Genomic DNA, 21,245 nt, shown 5'->3' on the forward strand with positions numbered 1-21,245 from the left:
CGCGCAAAAGGACGGTCAGCGGGCGAACATCAGGGCCCGCTTGACCTCCTGGATGGCCTTGGTGATCTCGATACCGCGCGGGCAGGCGTCGGTGCAGTTGAACGTGGTGCGGCAGCGCCACACCCCGTCGACCTCGTTGAGGATGTCCAGGCGCTCGGCGGCACCCTCGTCACGCGAGTCGAAGATGAACCGGTGGGCGTTGACGATCGCCGCCGGGCCGAAATACGTTCCCTCGCTCCAGTACACCGGGCAGCTGGTGGTGCAGATGGCACACAGGATGCACTTGGTGGTGTCGTCGTAGCGGTGCCGGTCGTGCGGGCTCTGGATCCACTCCTTGGTGGGCGGGTTGCCGCTGGTGATCAGGTAGGGCTTGATCGCCTTGTAGGCGTCCATGAACGGTTCCATGTTGACCACGAGGTCTTTTTCCACCGGCAGGCCGCGCATCGGCTCGATGGTCAGCGTCAGCTCCTTGGCCGGGTTCTTCGGCAGGATGTCGCGCATCAGCATCTTGCAGGCCAGCTTGTTGTTGCCGTTGACCCGCACGCCGTCGGAGCCGCACACCCCGTGCGCGCAGGACCGGCGGAAGGTCAGCGTGCCGTCCAGGTAGCTCTTGACGTAGATGAGCAGGTTGAGCAACCGGTCGGTGGGCAGCGCCGGCACCCGGAAGCTCTGCCAGCCGTCGGTGGCGGCGTAGGCGTCGGGGTTCTCCGGGTTGTAGCGGGCGATCTTGAGGGTGACCATCCGGGCGCCCTCGGGGATCGGGGGCAGCGGCGGGTCACCGGCCGGCGGGCCGTCGACCAGGGCCGCCGGTGGGGCACTCGACGGAGCCGGCGAGCAGCATCCGGACTCGGACGAGCAGCAGCCTGAACCAGTTGAGGAGGACATCAGTACTTCCGTTCCTTCGGTTCGTACCGGGTCTGCACCACCGGCTTGTAGTCCAACCGGATGTCGGCGATCAGGTCGGGGCCTTCCTTGTAGGCCATGGTGTGGCGCATGTAGTTGACGTCGTCGCGGTTGGGGTAGTCCTCGCGGGCATGCCCACCGCGGGATTCCTGGCGGTTCAAGGCGCCGACCACGGTGACCTCGGCCAGCTCCAGCAGGAAGCCCAGCTCGATCGCCTCGAGCAGATCGGAGTTGAAGCGTTTGCCCTTGTCGTGCACGGTAATTCGGGCGTACCGCTCCTTCAGAGCGTGAATGTCGCTGAGCGCCTGCTTGAGGGTCTTCTCGGTGCGGAACACCGCGGCGTTGTTGTCCATCGACTGCTGCAGGGCACCGCGGATGTCGGCGACGCGTTCGTTGCCGTGCTCGGACAGGATGTCGCCGACCCAGTTGACCACCATCTCGGCCGGGTTCGCGGGCATCTCGGTGAAGTCGTGGGAGTTGGCGTACTCGGCGGCGGCGATACCGGCGCGGCGGCCGAAGACGTTGATGTCCAGCAGCGAGTTGGTGCCCAGCCGGTTGGCGCCGTGCACCGACACGCAGGCACACTCGCCGGCGGCGTACAGGCCGGGCACGGTGGCGGTGTTGTCCCGCAGCACCTGCCCGGTGACCGTGGTCGGGATGCCGCCCATCACGTAGTGGCAGGTCGGGTAGACCGGCACCAGCTCGGTGACGGGGTCTACGCCCAGGTAGGTGCGGGCGAACTCGGTGATGTCGGGCAGCTTCTCCTCGAGCACGTCGGCGCCGAGGTGGCGCACGTCGATGTAGACGTAGTCCTTGTTCGGCCCGGCGCCGCGGCCTTCGAGGACCTCGAGCACCATCGAACGGGCCACGATGTCGCGCGGCGCCAGGTCGACGATCGTCGGGGCGTAGCGCTCCATGAACCGCTCGCCGTCGGCGTTGAGCAGTCGTCCGCCCTCACCGCGCACGGCCTCCGAGATCAGGATGCCCAGCCCGGCCAGGCCCGTCGGATGGAACTGGTGGAACTCCATGTCCTCCAGCGGCAGTCCCTTGCGGAAGACGACGCCCATGCCGTCGCCGGTCAGGGTGTGGGCGTTGGAGGTGGTCTTGTACATCCGGCCCGACCCGCCGGTGGCCAGCACGATCGCCTTGGCGTGAAAGACATGGATCTCGCCGGTGGCCAGCTCGTAGGCCACCACGCCGGTGGCCACCGGGCCCGACGGGGTCTCGGTGAGCACCAGGTCCAGCACATAGAACTCGTTGAAGAACTCCACGTTGTGCTTGACGCAGTTCTGGTAGAGCGTCTGCAGGATCATGTGGCCGGTGCGGTCGGCGGCATAACAGGAGCGGCGCACCGGTGCCTTGCCGTGGTCGCGGGTGTGCCCGCCGAACCGGCGCTGGTCGATGCTGCCCTCCGGGGTGCGGGAGAACGGCATGCCCATGTTCTCCAGGTCCAGCACCGCGTCGATGGCCTCCTTGGCCATGATCTCCACCGCGTCCTGATCGGCCAGGTAGTCGCCGCCCTTGACGGTGTCGAAGGCGTGCCACTCCCAGTTGTCGTCCTCGACGTTGGCCAGCGCGGCGCACATGCCGCCCTGCGCGGCGCCGGTGTGACTGCGCGTGGGGTACAGCTTGGTCAGCACCGCGGTGCGGGCCCGCGGCGCCGCCTCGACGGCCGCGCGCATCCCGGCGCCGCCGGCGCCGACGATCACCACGTCGTATCGATGTTCCTGAATCACCGCGATATCACCCGTTCGCTACCGATTGCCGTCAAGAAATGTTCGGGTCGAAGCTCAGCAGCACGTAGCTGCCGAGCGCCAGCGTGAAGACCACCGAGAACGCCAGCAGGGTCAGCAGCCAGAACCGGCTGCGCGCGCTGCGGGTGTAGTCGGCGATGATCGTGCGCAGGCCGTTGGCGCCGTGCAGTTCGGCCAGCCACAGCAGGGCCAGGTCCCACATCTGCCAGTACGGCGAGTGCCAGCGCTCCGCCACGTAGTTGAAATCGATCCGGTACACCCCGTCGTCCCACATCAGCATGATGAACAGGTGGCCGAGCACCAGGAAGATCAGCACCGCGCCGGAGAAGCGCATGAACAGCCAGGTGTACTTCTCGAAGTTGGGCATCCCGGCGTGCCGCCGCGGCGAGCGCGGGTCGCCCAGGCTGGCCGGGCGGTCGCGGTCCGGGCCGCGGACCGGGGCCAGCGCGCCCCGGCCTAGTTGCAGGTCAGGTGTGCTCATAAGAATCGCTCCGCCATGTGCATGCCGATCCGGACCACCACCGGAACCATCACCACCAGCCAGATCGCGGCGACCGCCACCAGCATCTGGCGCTGCCAGCGGCAGCCCTGCCACCAGAAGTCGATCAGGATCAGCCGGATTCCGTTGAGGCCGTGGAAGAGCACCGCGGCCACCAGGCCCAGCTCCATCAGGCCGACGATCGGCGTCTTGTAGGTCTCGATGACCTCGGTGTAGGCCTGCGGGCTGACCCGCACCAGGGCCGTGTCGATCACGTGCACGAACAGGAAGAAGAAGATGGCCGCACCGGTGATCCGGTGCAGGGCGAACGCCCACATTCCGGGGTCGCCCTTATACAGACTCTGCCGCCGGGGACGCCGGGCGCCAGCCTGCGTCCCGGGCGTCGCCGCATCGGCGGATGTCGCCGTCATCAGCGCCTCCAAATATCGGTAGCCACCCGTTTGATCCACGCTCGCGGCAGCTACACAACGCCATCGCTGCCGATAAACCTCGGCTTGGACTCTAAACCCCTCCACAGGGTGGAAACGACCACGGCGAAGTTACCGGCGGGTAGGAACAGCCGAAGTTAGGGTGACATTCGACAAGCCGATGCGGACGGACGGGGTGGCGCGATGTACTCGAAACGATATGGACGCAGCGTAGGTGTCTGACGTAATCGACTGGGAACTGTTGCGGCGCAAGGCAATTTCGGTGGCAGCGAGCGCCTACGCGCCGTACTCGGGGCTGCGGGTCGGAGCGGCGGCACTGACCGGCGACGGACGCCTGCTCGCCGGCTGCAATGTGGAGAATGTCTCATATGGCCTGGGCCTCTGCGCCGAGTGCGGGGTGGTCGCCGCGCTGTACGCCGACGGGGGCGGACGGCTGGTGGCACTGTCATGCACCGACGCCGCGGGTAATCTGCTGATGCCGTGCGGGCGGTGCCGTCAGGTGCTGCTGGAACACGGCGGTCCTGAGCTGCTCATCGACCACCCCGACGGTGCGCGGCGGTTGACCGAACTGCTGCCGGATGCCTTCGGGCCCGACGCATGGCGGTGAAGTTCGACGCTCCGACGCTGATCGCCACCAAACGCGACGGCCACCGGTTGGCCGACGACGCCATCGACTGGCTGATCGAGGCCTACACGGCCGCCGAGATCGCCGAGGAGCAGATGGCGGCGCTGTTGATGGCGATCTTCCTGCGCGGGATGGACGCCGCGGAGACCGCGCGCTGGACTGCGGCGATGATCGCCTCCGGGGAACGGATGGACTGGCGCGACCTGGGTCGCCCCACTGTTGACAAGCACTCCACCGGCGGGGTGGGCGACAAGATCACCCTGCCGCTGGTCGCGGTGGTCGCCGCCTGCGGTGCCGCGGTGCCGCAGGCCTCCGGGCGCGGCCTGGGGCACACCGGCGGCACCCTGGACAAGCTGGAGTCGATCGCCGGTTTCGACCCGGTGCTGCCGACCGCGCGGCTGCGTGAGCAGCTGGCAACCGTGGGGGCGGCGATCTTCGCCGCAGGTGCACTCGCGCCCGCCGACGCCAAGCTCTACGCGCTGCGCGACATCACCGCCACCGTCGAGTCGCTGCCGCTGATCGCCAGCTCGGTGATGAGCAAGAAACTGGCCGAGGGCGCCGGCGCGCTGGTGCTCGACGTCAAGGTCGGCTCGGGCGCCTTCATGAAGTCGGCGGCCCAAGCCCGGCAACTGGCCGACATGATGGTCGAACTGGGCGCGGCGCACGAGGTGCCCACCCGGGCGCTGCTCACCGACATGAACACCCCGCTGGGGGCCACCGCCGGCAACGCTCTCGAGGTCGCCGAGGCGTTGGAGGTGCTGGCCGGTGGCGGACCCGACGACGTAGTGGCGTTGACGGTGGCGTTGGCCGCCGAGATGCTCGCTCTGGCCGGGATCGGCGACCGGGACCCGGCGGCCACGCTGGCCGACGGCACCGCGATGGACGCCTTCGTCGCGATGGTCGCCGCTCAGGGCGGTGATCTGAGCGTTCCACTGCCCGTCGCGGCGTGTTCGGAGACCGTCACCGCAGCACGGGACGGCACAATGGGGGAAATCGACGCGATGGCGGTGGGTATGGCGGCATGGCGGCTGGGCGCGGGCCGTTCCCGCCCGGGTGAGCGGGTGCAGGCCGGGGCCGGGGTGCGGATCCACCGTCGGCCGAACGAGCCCGTCCGCGCCGGGGAGACGCTGTTCACGCTGTACACCGACACACCCGAACGGTTCGGGCCGGCACGTGACGAACTGGACGGCGGCTGGCGCATCTGCGATACCCCGGCGGCCCCGCGGCCACTGATCATCGGAGCGACCCCATGACCACACCGCTGACTTTGGAGACGATCCGGCAGGCGCCCAAGGCGCTGCTGCACGACCACCTGGACGGCGGCCTGCGCCCGGCCACCGTTGTCGACATCGCCGGGCAGGTCGGCTACGAGGGGCTGCCCACCACCGATCCCGACGAGCTGGCGACCTGGTTTCGCACCCGCTCGCACAGTGGCTCGCTGGAGCGCTACCTGGAGCCGTTCAGCCACACCGTCGCGGTGATGCAGACCCCCGAGGCGCTGCACCGGGTCGCCGCCGAATGCGTGGAGGATCTGGCCCACGACGCGGTCGTCTACGCCGAGGTGCGGTTCGCGCCCGAACTGCACATCGAGGGCGGGCTGTCGTTCGACGAGGTGACCGACGCGGTGCTGGCCGGATTCGCCGACGGGGAGCGCCGCGCCGCGGCCGCCGGCCGGGAGATCACCGTGCGCTGCCTGGTGACCGCGATGCGTCACAACGCGTTGTCGCGGGAGATCGCCGAGCTGGCCATCCGGTTCCGCGACAAGGGCGTGGTCGGCTTCGACATCGCCGGCGCGGAAGCCGGGTATCCACCGACCCGGCACCTGGACGCGTTCGAGTACATGCGAGACCACAACGCCCGCTTCACCATCCACGCCGGCGAGGCATTCGGGCTGCCTTCCATCCACGAGGCGATCGCATTCTGCGCCGCCGACCGGCTCGGACACGGGGTGCGGATCACCGACGACATCACCGTCGACGACGACGGTACGGTGCGCTTGGGAAGGCTGGCGGCGATCCTGCGTGACAAGCGGATCCCGTTGGAGCTGTGCCCGAGCTCCAATGTGCAGACCGGTGCGGTCGACAGCATCGCCGAGCACCCCTTCGACCTGCTGGCCCGTGCCCGGTTGCGGGTAACGGTCAATACCGACAACCGGCTGATGAGCGACACCACCATGAGCAAGGAGATGCTGGTGCTGGCCGAGACGTTCGGCTACGGCTGGACCGATCTTCAGCGGTTCACCGTGAATGCGATGAAGTCGGCGTTCATCCCGTTCGATCAGCGGGTGGAGATCATCGAGGAAGTGATCAAGCCGCGATTCGCCGTTCTGGTCGGTTGATTTCGGCCGGATTCTTCGGCACAGCAACTCCGGTGAAAACGACGAAAGCCGGACAATCGCGAATGCGATTGCCCGGCCTCCGACTTCGGATCAGTGCTCGGTGACCGTGGCCTCCGGGTCGCCCTCTTTCCAGGTGATGACGCCGTGCTCGAAGGTGGACTGCTTGGAGCCGTCGGCGTTGGTGGTCTCGTCGCTGGTCGGGTAACCCAACTTGCCCTGCGAGCCGCCCAGCTCGTTCCACTTGTCACGGATCTTGCCCCACACCACATAGGACCGGGTGGTGTGAACGATCACGCCGCCGTCGAACTGCTGGTAGGTGCCGCCGTCGGGGTTCTTCTGCTCGGGACCGGTGGGCTCGCCCAGGTCCTGCTTGGCCGCGGCGTCCAGGGAGTCCAGCTTGGCCAGGATCGGGCCGGCTACGGTGTACTCCTTGCCGTCCGCGCCGGTCATCTCGGTCGAGCTGGCCGCCTCGCTCTCCTCGGCGGGGGTGGTGCTGACCGCGGACGAGAGCACCGAGCTGGCCGAGGAGGCAACCGAGCTCGCCGAACTCAGGGCTTCGCTGGACTTCTCTTTGGTGTTGTCGCACCCCGTGCCGATCAATGCGACGCCCAAAACTGCGGCGGATACAGCTGCGGCTCGTTGCGTTGCCTTGCGCATGTGTAGTCCTTTCGAATTTGGGAGGGCCCCGCAAAACGAGATGGCCCGGCCAGAGGGTTATCGGGCCAGATGTTATCGGGGATACGCCGCCGCGGCAATGAAATCGGGTAAATGAATGCAGTTAATTGTCGGTGAATTCCGGCGATGCTCAAGCCCGGCTTACCTGCGCTCGGGTGTTACTCGCGGCGCAGCCGGGACTGCATGAACTGCTCCAGTTGTTCCCATTCCTTGACCGCCGGAGCGAACGGGCGCTGGGGAGCGGCGACCGATTCTCGGTCGAGCACATAGCTCACCAGCCGGCCCAGGGCGCGGTCCGGTTTGAGGGTTTCGGCGACGACGCCGTCCTCGGCGTAAGTGCCCACGTCCTGCAGCAGTTCGACGGCCAATTCGAGTTGCTCGCGGTCCACGGCGTCGGGGCCGTCGGTCAGATCGTCGACCATGCCGGACAGCACATAGACGTTGTCGTCGGTGATGTCGATCGCCAGTGAGCCGTCGGTCGCGGCGGTGCGGATGTCGTCGTAGGTGCTCAGGTCCGACAGGTCGTGGTCGTGCTCGTCGGCCAGGTAGCGGGCCAGGGCGCGCTCGGAGCCGAAGACGCTGATGCGCCCGTTGCGGCCGAGGAACACCGGCTGGTCGCCGAGGTAGCAGCGCAGCGTGAAGAACGTCCCGTTGTCGGTGATGATCCGGATCGGATCGATGCCCACCTTGGTCCAGAAGTCCGCGTCACCGCCGAGCACCACCCGATCGCTGGTGGCGCGCTCGCTGGTGGCGGCGGCCGTCTCGACCAAGGCGGCGTCCTCGCTCTCTGCCGCTTCGTCCGAGGCCGTCTCCTCCAGCTCGGCCGGGGGCTCTTCGGCCAGCTCGTCGGCCGCCTTCGACGACGCGGCGGCATCGACGTCGGGCGTGCTGAGCACTTCCTCGACCGCGGCCAGCACATTGCCCCAGCTGCGGCCGACGATGTCGGCGAGGGCGTTCCACCGCTTGCGGCCGGCTCGGCCGCTGAAGTTGTCGACGCCGCCGGCCAGGGTGCCCAGGCTCGGGTTGCCGTTGAAGAACTTCGTCACCGCGGTCAGGTCGCACACCGACCCGATCGAGGAGACGACCTCCATCGCGTCGGCCACCGTCCGCACGGATTTCTTGGTCGGCTTCTCGGCGAGCAGTTCCTCGACCGCGATCAGGTCGTAGTGGCGCCCGGCGACCGGGTTGAGCTTGTGCGCGTTGGCCTCGACCAGTCGCGGCCAGGCCGGGTGATCCACCAGGTCGTTATCGGCGTTGGTCCGCACGAATGCCACCAGGTCGGCCGCGGTGGCGAAGCCGTACAGGTCCTCGTCCTTGCCAAGGAACGCCTCCCACTCGTCGCCGGCGTCGCGCCAGCGCGGCGCCCACAACGTGTAGCGGTCACCAGCGGTCACCGTAAGACGGATCGGTACGAGGTCAGCTGCCATGGCGCACAGAGTAACCAGGTGCTCGCCGGGTGCCCGAACCGGGATTCGAGCCGGGATTAGCGCGGCGATTAACGCCGCCGGGCGGCGGCGAATAACGAACCCTGAATTTCTCGTGTTAACAATGGCGGTGCACTCATCTTTTGGTTAGGTTCACAGCACCGGGATGTGTGAAGCAGCGCATAATTCCGCGGGGTCGGGGAGGTCGTGATGACGTCTAGGCGGTTGCGCCCGGTGGTGGCGATGGTCTTGGCGGTGCTGTGCGCCGCGATGCTGGGCGTGACAGCGCTGGTGGGCAGTTCCGGGACGGATCAGCTCATCGCCCGGCTGCGGCTGCTGGCCGACGAAGGCTGGATCATGAGCGGCACCGGGGTCCCGGACCCGACCGTCGGCCCCTACATCAGCCAGATCCTCGCGAACTACCTGCAGCCGTCGTCGCCGCTTTTCGACGGTCAGCCGTCGTTTCCCGGCTACACCTTCGGTGGCCTGACCACCCCGGAGCAGTTCTGCCCGTTCGTGTGCATTCCCGGCCAGGCCCCGCTCAACTTCGGTGACTCGCTGAATGCCGGTGTGGCGGCGCTGCACCAGTCGATCGTTCCGCAGCTGCTGGCCGGGGACAACGTCACGGTGTTCGGCTACTCGCAGAGCGCCACCATCAGCACCATCGCGATGAACGACCTGATCACCAACGCGGGAGCGGCGGGCTATCCGACCCTGGACCAGCTCGGCAATCTGCACTTCGTGCTGATCGGCGACCCCAACAACGCGATCGGCGGCATCCTGGACCGCTTCCAGTTCCCCGACGACCAGCACCTGCCGTTCGTGAACATCCCGCTGAGCCTGGCCCCCACCCCCACCGACCACATCTCGACCGACATCTACACCGGTGAATACGACGGCTGGGCGAACTTCCCGCAGGACCCGACCAACCTCCTGGCCGTGATCAACGCCCTGATCGGCATCCTCACCGTGCACCCGTACTACCCGCTCTACAGCGCCGAGCAGCTGGCCAGTGCGGTCAGCGTCGGAACCATCGGCGACGCGAACTTCTACATGATCCCGCAGAACCTGCCGATCCTGCAGTTCATGTTCAACGGCGGCACCGCCGGGCAGTTCTTCGGCGACTTCTTCTCGCCCTGGGCCCGGCTGTTCATCAACTGGGGCTACGGCAACGCCGGCGACCCGGACGTCAACGGGCTCTCCAAGATTCCGGCCGGCGAGTTCATCAACGGCAGCGCCTATCAGCAGGCGTTCGGGGTGGCCGGTGGGCCGTGGGCGATGACGCCGACGGGCGAGCTCTACGACGGCTCCGGCGTGATGGGCCTGTTCATGAAGATGGACCCGCTGCAGATGCTGGCCGGCACCCAGAACGCGCTGATCCAAAGCCTCGTCGGCCCGTGGGCGGATGTCGCCGCGGCCGCCAACGGCGGCGCCCTGTCGGCCTCGGACATCAGCACCATCACCGGCATCACCGATTTTCTGCAAGTCATCACCGGCTATGACCTGGTCAACTCCATCGACAAGTTCATCCTCGACGGCTGGAGCAGCCTGGCGAACTCGATGGACCTGGGCGATGTGCTGGGCCCCGACGCGGTGCTGAGCGGGGTCGGCGTCCCCGGGGACGGGCTGCTGGCGCTGGTCGGGGCGGGCTTCGATGTCTTCAATTTCTTCGGCGCCTAGGACGCGGGCGTTCGGACCCGCCCGTAGCGCGTATTTGACAACGCGCGTTTTCTCCCTAGGGTAAAGCCTGAAATTCGCCTTATAGATCAATATGAATCGTCTGGCGATACAACGGCGACGACCGGGAGGTCTGCGATGACGGCTAAGCGACTGCACGCGGTGGGGGCGACCCTGCTGGCCGCGCTCTGCGCGATCGTGCTGGCTCTGTCGTCACTGCTGGCACCGGCGCTGGCCTACCGGCTGGAGAAGTTGATCGCCGATGTGGTGCTGCTGGCCGGGCAGGGCTGGATCATGACCGGCACCGGCCAGTCCGACCCGACCATCGGCAACTACATGGATGTGGTGCGGGAGTTCTACCTGCAGCCCACAAGCCCGTGGTTCCCCGGGCAGACGGCCTTCCCGGACTACGTGTTCAACGGCCTGGTCACCCCGGAGCAGTTCTGCCCGATCATCTGCCAGCCGTTGCCGGTCCCGCAGCTGAACTTCGCGGGCTCGCTGGCCGAGGGCGCCGCCAGCCTGGACGCGGCGATCCGCCCGCAACTGGAGGCCGGCGACGCCGTCACGGTGTTCGGCTACTCGCAGAGCGCGGTGGTCGCCACCCTGGCGATGCAGAAGTTGCTCGCCGACGCCCCGGGCGGTTCCTATGACCCGGACAACCTGCACTTCGTGCTGATCGGTGACCCGAACAGCCCGATCGGCGGCATCCTGAGCCGGCTGCACTTCGCCGACGGGTTCGACGGGAACATGCAGCACATCCCGTTCCTCGGCATCCCGGTGGGCATCGGCGCGGGCCCGACCGACTTCTCGGCCAGCATCTACAGCACCGAATACGACGGCTGGTCGAACTTCCCCGTGGACCCCACCAACCTGCTGGCCGTAATCAACGCACTGATGGGGATTCCGGCGGTGCACGGCGCCTACTTCAACGACAACCTGGGCAACGCGATCGATCTCGGCTCGATCGGGTCGAACGACTTCTACATGCTGCCCACCGTGCAGCTGCCGATCCTGGGACCGCTCTACGGGCTCGGCGATGTCGGCAAGGTGCTCGGTGACGCGCTGGCGCCGCTGCTGAAGGTCGTCATCGACTGGTCCTACGGCAACCCCGGTGCCCCGGGCGCCGGCATCACCGTGGGCGGTGTCGACCCGATCGGCGCCGCCGGTGCCTGGGCGGTCACCGCGACCGGCCAGCTGTCCGAGGACGCCGGTGTCGCCGGGTTCCTGCTGCGGATGGACCCGCTGCAGATGCTGGCCGGCCTGCAGTACGCCGGCGTGCAGAGTCTGACCAACACCATCAACCACCTGCTGGACTTCGCCGGGCAGGCTCCGCTGTCACAGGGAGTCGTCGACTCGTTGCTGACCGGCTACAACCTGACGATCGAGCTGGACCAGGCGCTGCTGACCGGGTGGCACGACCTGGCCGGGCGGTGGGACCTGCTCGACGTGCTGGGCCCCGACGCCATCTTCAACGGGGCACCGCTGATCTCCGCGCAGCCGCTGCTCGACCTGATCGGGGTGGGCTTCAGCATGTTCAACTACCTCGACGCCTGAGCCGATGCCTGAGCGGCGTCCGCTGGGGGCAGCACTGCTCGCGGCTGCGTCGGTGCTGGCGGGCGTGGCCGGCGGCGGACCGCCGCATCGGCACGACGTCGCGCTGCTGGGCGGCGACGGCTGGGTGATGGGGCCGACCAGCATCCCCGATCCGACGGTCGGCGGCTACCTGGACGCGGTGCTGGACCGGTTCCTGCAGCCCGCCGCGCCCTGGTTTCCCGGGCAGCCGACGTTTCCCGGCTACCGGTTCGAACCCCTGATCACCCCCGAGCAGTTCTGCCCGCTGGTGTGCCTGCCCCCGCCGAACCCGTACCTGAGCTTCGCCGAGTCGGTGGCCCGCGGTGTCGAGATCCTGCACACCGCCCTGGTGCCGGGGTTGCAGGCCGGCGATGGCGTCACGGTGTTCGGCTATTCGCAGAGTGCCACCGTGGCCACCCAGGAGATGGCCGACCTGCTCGCCCAGCCGCCCGGCGGCGGCTACGACGCCGGCAATCTGCACTTCGTGCTGATCGGCAACCCCAACAACCCGCTCGGCGGCATTCTGACGCGCTTCCCGGCGCAGCCGGTGTTGAGCGAACAGCCGGTGCACCTCCCGTTTCTGGGCATCCCGTTGAGCATCGGGCCGACCCCCACCAGCGGCTTCGCCACCGAGAGTTACACCGGCGAGTACGACGGCCTGGCCAACTTTCCGCAGGACCCGTCCAACCTGCCGGCGATGATCAACGCGCTGATCGGGACGGCCACGGTGCATTTCTCCTACCTCGACTTCGAAGGCCTCGCCAACACCATCGATCTGGGCACCATCGGTGACACCGACTTCTACCTGATCCCGCAGCAATTGCCGATCCTGTGGCCGATCTATGCGCTCGGTGACCTCGGCAAGGTGATCGGCGACTTCCTGGCGCCGGGCCTGAAACTGGGCATCGATTGGGGCTACGGCAACCCGGGTGACCCGTTCGCCGGCGTCGCGGGGCCCTTCGCGGTCACCGCGAGCGGCCAGATGGCCGAGGGCTCCGGTATTGCCGGCTTCCTGTTGCGGATGGATCCGCTGCAGATGCTGGCCGGCCTGCAGTACGCCTCGGTGCGCAGCTTCGTCGACCCGGTCAACGACCTGCTCGGCTTCGCCGGCCGTGAGCCGCTGCCGGACTCGTTCGTCGAGGCGCTGCTGGCCGGCTACCGCTTCACCAACGAGGTGGACGCCTACCTGCTGGGCGCCTGGCAGGAGCTGGCGGTGTCCCACGGCGTCGCCGACTGGCTCGGCCCGGATGCGGTGTTCAACGGCGAGCCGCTGATCTCGCTTGCGCCGCTGCTGGACACGGGCGCGGTGGTCTTCGAGATCCTCAACTTCCTCGGCGCGTGAGCCGTAGGGTTTGAGCTCGTGGATGTGCGTGTCATCGACCACCCGCTGGCCGCGGTCCGGTTGAGTTCCCTGCGCGACGAGCGCACCGGCGGTGCCGGATTCCGGGCCGCGCTGCACGATCTGACCCTGATGCTGATCTACGAGGCCACCCGGGACGCGGCCTGCGACCCGCTGCCGGTGCACACCCCGCGCGGAGAGGCGGCCGGGACGCGACTGGCCTGCCCGCCGCTGCTGGTGCCGGTGCTGCGGGCCGGCCTCGGTATGGTCGATGCGGCGCAGACGCTGTTGCCGGAGGCCACCGTGGGCTTTGTCGGCGTAGTGCGCGACGAGCAGAGCTTCCGGCCGGTGCCCTACCTCGCCGCGCTGCCCGAGGATCTCAGTGCCCTGCCGGTGCTGGTGCTCGACCCGATGCTGGCCACCGGCGGCTCGATGACGCATGCGGTGGCGGTGCTGCGCGAGCGCGGGGCCACCGATATCACCGTGCTGTGCGTGGTGGCCGCTCCGGAAGGCATTGCCGCCCTGGGCAATGCCGATCCGGGCGTGCGGCTGTTCACCGTCGCCGTCGACGAGGGGCTCGACGAGAACGCCTATATCGTGCCGGGGCTCGGTGATGCCGGTGACCGTCAGTTCGGGCCGCGCTGAGCTACCAGGCGCGCACGTCCTCGGCGACGGCCGCGCAGACCCGCGACGCCTCCGCTCGATCGCCGGCCGGATCCTCCGACGGTTCCCGGGTCACCTCGAGGTAGCACTTGAGCTTGGGCTCGGTGCCCGAAGGCCGCACCACCAGCCGCACCGAGGTGCCGTTGCGACATCCGGTGAACTCCAGCGCGTCGGTGGTCGGCCCGGAGCGCTGCAGCAGATCGCTTGCGGTCACGGCGAATCCGGCCAGCGCGCCGGGCGGGTCGGCACGCAGCCGGGTCATCACCGCGGTGGCCTCGGCCACGTCGGCGACCCGGCGCGTCACCGCGTCGGTGACGTGCACACCGTGCCGGCGCGCCAACTCCTCGAGCGCCCCGGCGACCGAGGCGCCCCGGTCGCGTAGTGCCGAGACCAGATCGCAGGACAGCACCGCGGCGCTGATGCCGTCCTTGTCGCGCACCGCATCCGGGTCGACGCAGTAGCCGATCGCCTCCTCGTAGGCATAGACCAAGGCGCCGGGCAGATCCGCGTCGGCGCGCGCGAGCCACTTGAACCCGGTCAGTGTCTCGACGTGGCGGGCCCCGTAGCGCCCCGCGATGCTCGCCAGCATCCGCGACGACACCACGCTGCTGGCCACCAGCGCGCCTGAAGTCCGACCCGAAGGCAGCGCCGAAAGCAGGTAATCGCCGAGCAGCCAACCGGTTTCGTTGCCGGTCAGCATCCGCCAGCCGTCCGGGCCGCCGATACCGACCGCGCACCGATCGGCGTCGGGATCCAGTGCGATCGCGATGTCGGCATCGACCTCGGCGGCCAGCGCCAGCAGCGCGTCGGCGGCGCCCGGTTCTTCCGGGTTGGGGAACGCCACCGTGGGGAAGTCCGGGTCGGGCGCGAATTGGCTTGCCACGGTGTGGATATCGTCGAATCCCGCGGCGCGCAGCACCTCGACCGCCAGCGCCCCGCCCACTCCGTGCAGCGGGGTCAGCGCCACCCGCACCCGCCCGCGGTGGCGCCGCACCGCGGCGGCCCGCGCGATGTAGCGCTGCAGCACTTCGCCGTCGGCGGGAGGGACGGGGCGCCGGGCGATGGTGTCGGCGGGGGGAGCGGCGGCCATCGCGGCTTCGATCTCGGTGTCGACCGGTGTCACGATCTGCACTCCGCCGTCGAAGTACACCTTGTAACCGTTGTCGCCGGCGGGGTTGTGTGAGGCGGTGATCTGAATACCGGCCGCCGCGCCGGCCTGACGCACCGCGAATGCCACCACCGGCGTGGGCTGCGGATCGGGTAGCCGCAGTACGGAAAACCCTGCTGCGGCAAGCACTTCGGCGGTCGCGGCGGCGAACTCTGCCGAGCCGTGGCGGGCGTCGCGGCCGACCACCACGGTCGCACCGGCGCACCGGCGGGCGATCAGGACCTGGGCCACCGCCCAGGTGGCGCGCAGCACCACGGCGAGGTTCATCGCGTCCGGCCCGCCCCGGACCGGCCCGCGCAGGCCCGCGGTGCCGAAACGCAGCGGTGCGGCGAACCGGGCGGCCCGTTCGTCGTCATCCCAGCCGGCCACCTCCGCGGCGGTCGCCGGGTCTGGGTCGTGGGCGATCCAGTCCTCGGGAGTCACAACCGGGCGATGACCTCGGCGAGCAACTCGCCCATCCGGGTCGCCGATTCCCGGCCGGCGGCCAGCACCTCGGCGTGGCTGAGCGGCTCGCCGGTGATCCCGGCCGCCAGGTTCGTCACCAGCGACACGCCCAGCACCTGCGCCCCGGCCGCCCGGGCGGCGATCGCCTCGTGCACGGTCGACATGCCCACCAGGTCGGCGCCCAGGGTGCGCAGCATCCGGATCTCGGCCGGGGTCTCGTACTGCGGACCGGACATTCCGGCGTAGACGCCCTCGGCCAGCGCCGGGTCGACCTGGCGGGCCAGGGCGCGCAGGGCCGGGGTGTAGGCATCGACCATGTCGACGAAGTGCGCGCCCTCCAGCGGCGAGCGCCCGGTCATGTTCAGGTGGTCGCTGATCAGCACCGGCTGGCCGACCTCGAAGCTGTCATGCAGCCCACCGGCCGCGTTGGTCAGCACCACGGTGTTCGCGCCGGCCGCGACGGCGGTGCGCACCGGCCGCACCACGTCGATCAGCGGATGGCCCTCGTAGGCGTGGATCCGGCCGACCAGTACCAGCACCCGATGCGTGCCGACCGGGATCGACACCAGTTCGCCGAGATGGCCCGCCGCGGTCGGTGCACTGAACCCGGGCAGGTCGGCCATCGGCAAGGACGCAGTCGCGGTGCCCAGCGCCGCCACCGCCGGCGCCCACCCGGAACCGAGGACGATCGCTACGTCATGGGTGTCGACGCCGGTGCGCCGGGCCACGACCTCGGCCGCCTGGATCGTGAGCGGAACCGTCACAGCCGTTGAGCTTAGCCGGGGGCCACGGTGGGATACTGCGTGAATGCCCTCAGCTTCCGCGTCGCAGGCCGCGCAGGCATGGTTGGCCCTCAACGCCGGCGAACTGGTCGCCTGGCGCCGGCATCTGCACCGCCATCCGGAGCTGAGCCGCCAGGAGTTCGCCACCACCCAGTTCATCGCCGAACGCCTTGCCGGTGCCGGCCTCAATCCCAAGGTGCTGCCCAGCGGAACCGGACTGATCTGCGACTTCGGCCCAGAGGACGGGCCACGTATCGCATTGCGGGCTGACATCGACGCCCTGCCGATGACCGAGCAGACCGGAGCGCCCTACTCCTCGCTGGTGCCGGGGGTGACGCACGCCTGCGGTCACGACGCGCACACCGCGATCCTGCTAGGTGCCGCGCTGGCGCTGGCCTCGGCGCCGGAGTTGCCGGTCGGGGTGCGGCTGGTGTTCCAGGCGGCCGAGGAGTTGATGCCCGGCGGTGCGATCGACGCGATCGCGGCCGGGGTGCTGAGCGGTGTCAGCCGGATCTTCGCGCTGCACTGCGACCCGCGACTGCAGGTCGGCCGGGTGGCCACCATCCCCGGGCCGATCACCTCGGCGGCCGACACCATCGAGATCACCGTCGGCGGCCCCGGCGGCCACACGTCCCGCCCGCACCTGACCGCTGACCTGGTCTACGGGCTGGGTGTGCTGATCACCGGGCTGCCCGGCGTGCTGTCCCGGCGCATCGACCCGCGCAACAGCACGGTGCTGGTGTGGGGGGCGGTCAACTCGGGAGCGGCGGCCAACGCGATCCCGCAGGCCGGGCGGCTGGCCGGCACCGTGCGCACCGCCAGCCGGGACACCTGGGTGGCCATGCAGTGCATCATCGAGGACGCGGTGTCCTCTTTATTGGCGCCGCTGAATATCGAGCACACGCTGTACTACCACCGCGGGGTGCCGCCGGTGGTCAACGAGGCGGTGTCGACGCGGATGCTCACCCACGCGATCGAGGCCGTCGGGCCCGACGTGCTGGCCGAGACCCGGCAGTCCGGTGGCGGCGAGGACTTCTCCTGGTACCTCGAGCAGGTGCCCGGCGCGATGGCCCGGCTCGGGGTGTGGCCGGGCACCGGGCCGCAGCGGGACCTGCACCAGCCGACGTTCGACCTCGACGAGCGGGCGCTGGGGATCGGGGTACAGGTGATGGCCGGCATCGTCGACCAGGCCGCGCTGCTCTAGGAACCGGGGCCGATGTTGCGGGCCGGTCGGGTCTGCAGGTTGCGGACGTAATCCTCGGGCGCCCCGGCGATCTGGGCGGCCTCGGCCACCACCCCCAGATAGCGTGCCGAGGGCAGCCCGCCCTCCCAGGCGTCCACCACATACAGCCAGGCCAGTACCGGCTCGGGGGCGCTGTCGCCGGAATCCGACGTCGTCCCGTCCTCCCGGTCCACCCGGCAGCGGATCTTCTTGTGGATCCCGAAGTCCGAGCCCTCCCAGCGGTCCAGGTTCTTCTCGTCGTCAGGGGTCACGTCGTAGAGGACGACGAACACGCTCGAGCCCGGGTCCTCGACCACGGTCGCCAGGGCGCCCTCCCAGCCGATGTCCTCGCCGGCGAACGTCAGCCGCCAGCCGTGGATCCAGCCGGTGCCGGTCATCGGGGAGTGCGGTGCACGCTGCAGCATCTGTTCGGGATGCATGTTTGACCCGTAGGCGGCGTAGAGCGGCACGGCAGAAAGCTTAAACGCAGCGTCGGCGATAAGTTGGTCGCTGTGACTTCTCCCTCTACGCGCATCGTGATCATCGGTGGCGGCCCGGCCGGCTACGAGGCCGCGCTGGTCGCGGCGGCCAAGGGTCCGGAGGCGGTGGCGGTCACCGTGGTCGACGCCGACGGTATCGGCGGCGCCTGCGTGTTATGGGACTGCGTGCCCTCCAAAACCTTCATCGCCTCGTCCGGGGTGCGCACCGAGCTGCGCCGGGCCCCGCACCTGGGCTTCGACATCCACTTCACCGACGCCGAAATCGAACTGGAGCAGATCCACGAGCGGGTCAAGGCGCTGGCCGCCGCGCAATCCGCCGACATCCGGACCCAGCTGATCAACACCGGCGTCGACGTCATCGCCGGCCGCGGCGAGCTCATCGACACCGAAACCGGGCTGGCCCACCACCGCATCCTGGTCACCGAGCCGGGCGGGGGCCAGCGCGTGCTCGACGCCGACGTGGTGCAGATCGCCACCGGCGCCAGCCCGCGCACCCTGCCGCACGCCGAGCCGGACGACGAGCGGATCCTGACCTGGCGTCAGATCTACGACTTGCGCACGCTGCCCGAGCACCTGGTGGTGGTGGGCTCCGGGGTGACCGGCGCGGAGTTCGTCAACGCCTACACCGAACTGGGCGTGCACGTGACGGTGGTGGCCAGCCGCGACCGGGTGTTGCCGCACGAGGACCCCGACGCCGCCCACGTGCTGGAGCGCTCGTTCGCCGAACGCGGCGTCACCCTGGTCAAAAACGCCCGGGCCGCCTCGGTGACCCGCGACGGCGACGGGGTGCTGGTCACCATGACCGACGGGCGCACCGTGACCGGTAGCCACGCGCTGATGACGGTCGGCTCGGTGCCCAACACCGCCGGTCTGGGACTGGAACGGGTCGGCGTTGATCTGGAGCGCGGAGGGCACATCATCGTGGACCGGGTCTCGCGGACGTCGGTGCCCGGGATCTACGCCGCCGGGGACTGCACCGGGCTGCTGGCGCTGGCGTCGGTCGCGGCCATGCAGGGCCGGATCGCGATGTATCACGCGCTGGGTGAGGCGGTGGCGCCCATCCGGCTGCGCACGGTGGCCGCGGCGGTGTTCACCCGGCCCGAGATCGCCGCGGTCGGGGTGCCGCAGTCCCAGATCGACGACGGCACCGTGCCCGCCCGCACCGTCATGCTGCCGTTGCAGACCAACGCCCGGGCCAAGATGAGCCGGATGCGGCACGGCTTCCTCAAGCTGTTCTGCCGGCCGGCGACCGGCACGGTGATCGGCGGGGTGGTGGTGGCCCCGATCGCCTCCGAGCTGATCCTGCCGATCGCGCTGGCGGTGCAGAACCGGATCACCGTGGCGGACCTGGCGCAGACGCTGGCGGTGTATCCGTCGCTGTCGGGTTCGCTCACCGAGGCCGCGCGCCGGCTGATGACGCACGACGACCTGGACTGATTAGCCAGCGGTGAGGCCGGTGTCACACGTGGCCGCGGCCCGGGCGCCACGTAGCCTGGCAGTCGTGAGCACGCTGGGACCTGACCAACGAGCACAAGCCTGGGAACGCCTCGGTGCCGAGCAGTTCGACGTGGTGGTGATCGGCGGCGGGGTGGTGGGCACCGGGTGTGCGCTGGACGCCGCCACCCGCGGCCTCAAGGTGGCGCTGGTGGAGGCCCGGGACTTCGCCGCCGGCACGTCGAGCCGCAGCTCGAAGATGTTCCACGGCGGCCTGCGCTACCTCGAACAGCTGGAGTTCGGGCTGGTGCGTGAGGCGCTGCACGAACGTGAGCTGTCGTTGACCACGCTGGCGCCGCACCTGGTCAAACCGCTGCCGTTCCTGTACCCGCTGACCAGCAGGTGGTGGGAGCGGCCGTATGTGGCCGCCGGCATCTTCCTCTACGACCAGCTGGGCGGAGCGAAATCGGTGCCCGCGCAACGGCACCTGACCCGCGCCGGCGCGCTGCGGCTGTGCCCGGGGCTGCGGCGCAGCGCGCTGATCGGCGGGATCCGCTACTACGACACTGTCGTCGACGACGCCCGCCACACCATGACCGTCGGGCGCACCGCGGCGCACTACGGGGCGGTCATCCGCACCTCTACCCAGGTGGTGGCGCTGCTGCGCGAGGGCGACCGGGTGACCGGGGTGAAGATCCGCGACTCCGAGGACGGCGCGACCACCGAGGTGCACGGGCACGTCGTGGTCAACGCCACCGGGGTGTGGACCGATGAGATCCAGGCGCTGTCGCGCCAGCGCGGCCGGTTCCATGTGCGGGCCTCCAAGGGCGTGCACATCGTGGTGCCGCGGGACCGCATCGTGAGCGAGGCGGCGATCATCCTGCGCACCGAGAAGTCGGTGCTGTTCGTCATCCCGTGGGGCAGCCACTGGATCATCGGCACCACCGACACCGACTGGAATCTGGACCTGGCCCACCCGGCGGCCACCAAGGCCGACATCGACTATCTGCTGGCCAACGTCAACACCGCCCTGGCCACCCCGCTGTCGCACGCCGACATCGAGGGCGTCTACGCCGGGCTGCGGCCGCTGCTGGCGGGGGAGAACGACGACACCTCCAAGCTGTCGCGTGAGCACGCGGTGGCCGTCCCCTCGCCCGGCCTGGTGGCCATCGCCGGCGGCAAGTACACCACCTATCGGGTGATGGCCGCCGACGCGATCGACGCCGCCGCCGAGTACATCCCGACCCGGGTGGCGCCGTCGATCACCGACAAAGTGCCACTGCTGGGCGCCGACGGCTACTTCGCGCTGGTCAACCAGGTCGAGCACGTCGGCGCGCAACAGGGCCTGCACCCCTACCGGGTGCGTCACCTGCTGGACCGCTACGGCTCGCTGATCCACGATGTGCTGGCGACCGCGGAGGGCCGGCCGGAGCTGCTGGACCCGATCGCCGAGGCGCCCACCTATCTGAAGGTGGAGGTCGCCTACGCCGTCGTCGCCGAGGGCGCCCTGCATCTGGAGGACGTGCTGGCCCGGCGGACCCGGATCTCCATCGAGTACGCCCACCGCGGAGTGAACTGTGCCCGCGAGGTCGCCGAGGTGATGGCGCCGGTGCTCGGCTGGGACGATGCCGCCGTCGATGCGGAGGTGGCCAACTACACCGCCCGGGTGGAGGCCGAGATCCTCTCGCAGGAACAGCCGGACGACGCCTCCGCGGACGCTTTGCGCGCGAGGGCGCCCGAAGCCAGGACCGAGATTCTGGAGCCTATTCCGCTTCCATGAACTGACCTGGATTACGGC

19 protein-coding genes are annotated in these 21,245 nt (G+C 69.3%); 10 read left to right on the forward strand and 9 right to left on the reverse strand.

The annotated features are described in order from the left end of the window. Positions 1 to 15 precede the first annotated feature (15 nt). Genes A5771_RS18760 through sdhC form a run of 4 tightly spaced genes read right to left on the reverse strand, consistent with a single transcriptional unit; the run spans position 16 to position 3,569 of the window. Complete coding sequence (locus A5771_RS18760; protein ID WP_234783113.1) at positions 16 to 885, reverse strand: succinate dehydrogenase iron-sulfur subunit; 870 nt, start codon at positions 883 to 885, stop codon at positions 16 to 18. After that, a complete protein-coding gene (sdhA, locus tag A5771_RS18765) occupies positions 885 to 2,639 on the reverse strand; it encodes a succinate dehydrogenase flavoprotein subunit (protein WP_064856702.1) in 1,755 nt (584 codons plus the stop codon). Before sdhA ends, A5771_RS18760 begins: the two co-directional genes overlap by 1 nt. 31 nt (positions 2,640 to 2,670) lie before the next feature. Then, positions 2,671 to 3,138 (reverse strand): succinate dehydrogenase hydrophobic membrane anchor subunit, encoded by a 468-nt coding sequence (locus A5771_RS18770; RefSeq protein WP_064856703.1) that lies wholly within the window; start codon positions 3,136 to 3,138, stop codon positions 2,671 to 2,673. After that, positions 3,135 to 3,569 carry a succinate dehydrogenase, cytochrome b556 subunit gene (sdhC, locus tag A5771_RS18775; protein WP_207545479.1) on the reverse strand — a complete coding sequence of 145 codons (435 nt, stop codon included), beginning with the start codon at positions 3,567 to 3,569 and terminating at the stop codon, positions 3,135 to 3,137. The genes A5771_RS18770 and sdhC overlap by 4 nt, the downstream gene beginning before the upstream one ends. 229 nt (positions 3,570 to 3,798) lie before the next feature. Between sdhC and A5771_RS18780 the strand changes: the two genes are divergently transcribed. From A5771_RS18780 to A5771_RS18790, 3 genes are read left to right on the forward strand one after another with little or no spacing between them, the layout of a single operon-like run. Further along, positions 3,799 to 4,191: a cytidine deaminase gene (locus A5771_RS18780; protein ID WP_064856705.1), complete on the forward strand. Its 393-nt coding sequence runs from the start codon at positions 3,799 to 3,801 to the stop codon at positions 4,189 to 4,191. Then, positions 4,182 to 5,462: a thymidine phosphorylase gene (locus tag A5771_RS18785; RefSeq protein WP_064856706.1), complete on the forward strand. Its 1,281-nt coding sequence runs from the start codon at positions 4,182 to 4,184 to the stop codon at positions 5,460 to 5,462. Before A5771_RS18780 ends, A5771_RS18785 begins: the two co-directional genes overlap by 10 nt. Next, positions 5,459 to 6,547, forward strand: a complete 1,089-nt coding sequence (locus tag A5771_RS18790; RefSeq protein WP_064856707.1) for an adenosine deaminase — start codon at positions 5,459 to 5,461, stop codon at positions 6,545 to 6,547. The genes A5771_RS18785 and A5771_RS18790 overlap by 4 nt, the downstream gene beginning before the upstream one ends. Before the next feature lie 90 nt (positions 6,548 to 6,637). Here A5771_RS18790 and A5771_RS23620 read toward each other — a convergent pair whose 3' ends face one another. Continuing rightward, on the reverse strand, positions 6,638 to 7,159 hold the full coding sequence (locus tag A5771_RS23620) for an LGFP repeat-containing protein (RefSeq protein WP_234783114.1): 522 nt from the start codon (positions 7,157 to 7,159) through the stop codon (positions 6,638 to 6,640). A gap of 221 nt (positions 7,160 to 7,380) precedes the next feature. Further along, a complete protein-coding gene (satS, locus tag A5771_RS18800; protein ID WP_064856708.1) occupies positions 7,381 to 8,649 on the reverse strand; it encodes a protein export chaperone SatS in 1,269 nt (422 codons plus the stop codon). Positions 8,650 to 8,856: 207 nt separating this feature from the next. On the opposite strand from satS, the gene A5771_RS18805 reads away from it, so the two are divergent. From A5771_RS18805 to upp, 4 genes are all read left to right on the forward strand, one after another. Beyond that, positions 8,857 to 10,326 carry a PE-PPE domain-containing protein gene (locus A5771_RS18805; RefSeq protein WP_082947321.1) on the forward strand — a complete coding sequence of 490 codons (1,470 nt, stop codon included), beginning with the start codon at positions 8,857 to 8,859 and terminating at the stop codon, positions 10,324 to 10,326. A 135-nt stretch (positions 10,327 to 10,461) separates the two neighbouring features. Further along, entirely contained in the window at positions 10,462 to 11,877 is a 1,416-nt protein-coding gene (locus A5771_RS18810) for a PE-PPE domain-containing protein (RefSeq protein ID WP_234783115.1), read from the forward strand. A 4-nt stretch (positions 11,878 to 11,881) separates the two neighbouring features. Further along, positions 11,882 to 13,237 carry a PE-PPE domain-containing protein gene (locus A5771_RS18815; protein WP_064856710.1) on the forward strand — a complete coding sequence of 452 codons (1,356 nt, stop codon included), beginning with the start codon at positions 11,882 to 11,884 and terminating at the stop codon, positions 13,235 to 13,237. Between the two features lie 18 nt (positions 13,238 to 13,255). Further along, positions 13,256 to 13,879, forward strand: coding sequence for a uracil phosphoribosyltransferase (gene upp / locus A5771_RS18820; RefSeq protein ID WP_064856711.1), 624 nt, complete (start codon positions 13,256 to 13,258; stop codon positions 13,877 to 13,879). Position 13,880: 1 nt separating this feature from the next. Here the strand turns inward: upp and A5771_RS18825 are convergent, their stop codons facing one another. Together A5771_RS18825 and A5771_RS18830 are read right to left on the reverse strand one after the other, a co-directional pair. After that, positions 13,881 to 15,488, reverse strand: coding sequence for a phospho-sugar mutase (locus A5771_RS18825; RefSeq protein WP_064856712.1), 1,608 nt, complete (start codon positions 15,486 to 15,488; stop codon positions 13,881 to 13,883). Further along, positions 15,485 to 16,273: a purine-nucleoside phosphorylase gene (locus A5771_RS18830; protein ID WP_064856713.1), complete on the reverse strand. Its 789-nt coding sequence runs from the start codon at positions 16,271 to 16,273 to the stop codon at positions 15,485 to 15,487. The genes A5771_RS18825 and A5771_RS18830 overlap by 4 nt, the downstream gene beginning before the upstream one ends. Before the next feature lie 43 nt (positions 16,274 to 16,316). Between A5771_RS18830 and A5771_RS18835 the strand changes: the two genes are divergently transcribed. Beyond that, on the forward strand, positions 16,317 to 17,495 hold the full coding sequence (locus A5771_RS18835) for an amidohydrolase (RefSeq protein WP_064856714.1): 1,179 nt from the start codon (positions 16,317 to 16,319) through the stop codon (positions 17,493 to 17,495). Here A5771_RS18835 and A5771_RS18840 read toward each other — a convergent pair. Then, a complete protein-coding gene (locus A5771_RS18840; protein WP_064856715.1) occupies positions 17,492 to 17,983 on the reverse strand; it encodes a gamma-glutamylcyclotransferase in 492 nt (163 codons plus the stop codon). The two genes, A5771_RS18835 and A5771_RS18840, sit on opposite strands and share 4 nt — an antisense overlap. 42 nt (positions 17,984 to 18,025) lie before the next feature. Here A5771_RS18840 and A5771_RS18845 point away from each other — a divergent pair, with 42 nt between their 5' ends. After that, positions 18,026 to 19,450: an NAD(P)H-quinone dehydrogenase gene (locus A5771_RS18845; protein ID WP_064856716.1), complete on the forward strand. Its 1,425-nt coding sequence runs from the start codon at positions 18,026 to 18,028 to the stop codon at positions 19,448 to 19,450. Positions 19,451 to 19,469: 19 nt separating this feature from the next. After that, positions 19,470 to 21,227, forward strand: a complete 1,758-nt coding sequence (gene glpD / locus A5771_RS18850) for a glycerol-3-phosphate dehydrogenase (RefSeq protein ID WP_207545478.1) — start codon at positions 19,470 to 19,472, stop codon at positions 21,225 to 21,227. The last annotated feature ends 18 nt before the right edge of the window (positions 21,228 to 21,245 follow it).

It is taken from the genome of Mycolicibacter sinensis, assembly GCF_001667375.1.
GTDB classification, from domain to species: domain Bacteria; phylum Actinomycetota; class Actinomycetes; order Mycobacteriales; family Mycobacteriaceae; genus Mycobacterium; species Mycobacterium sinense_A.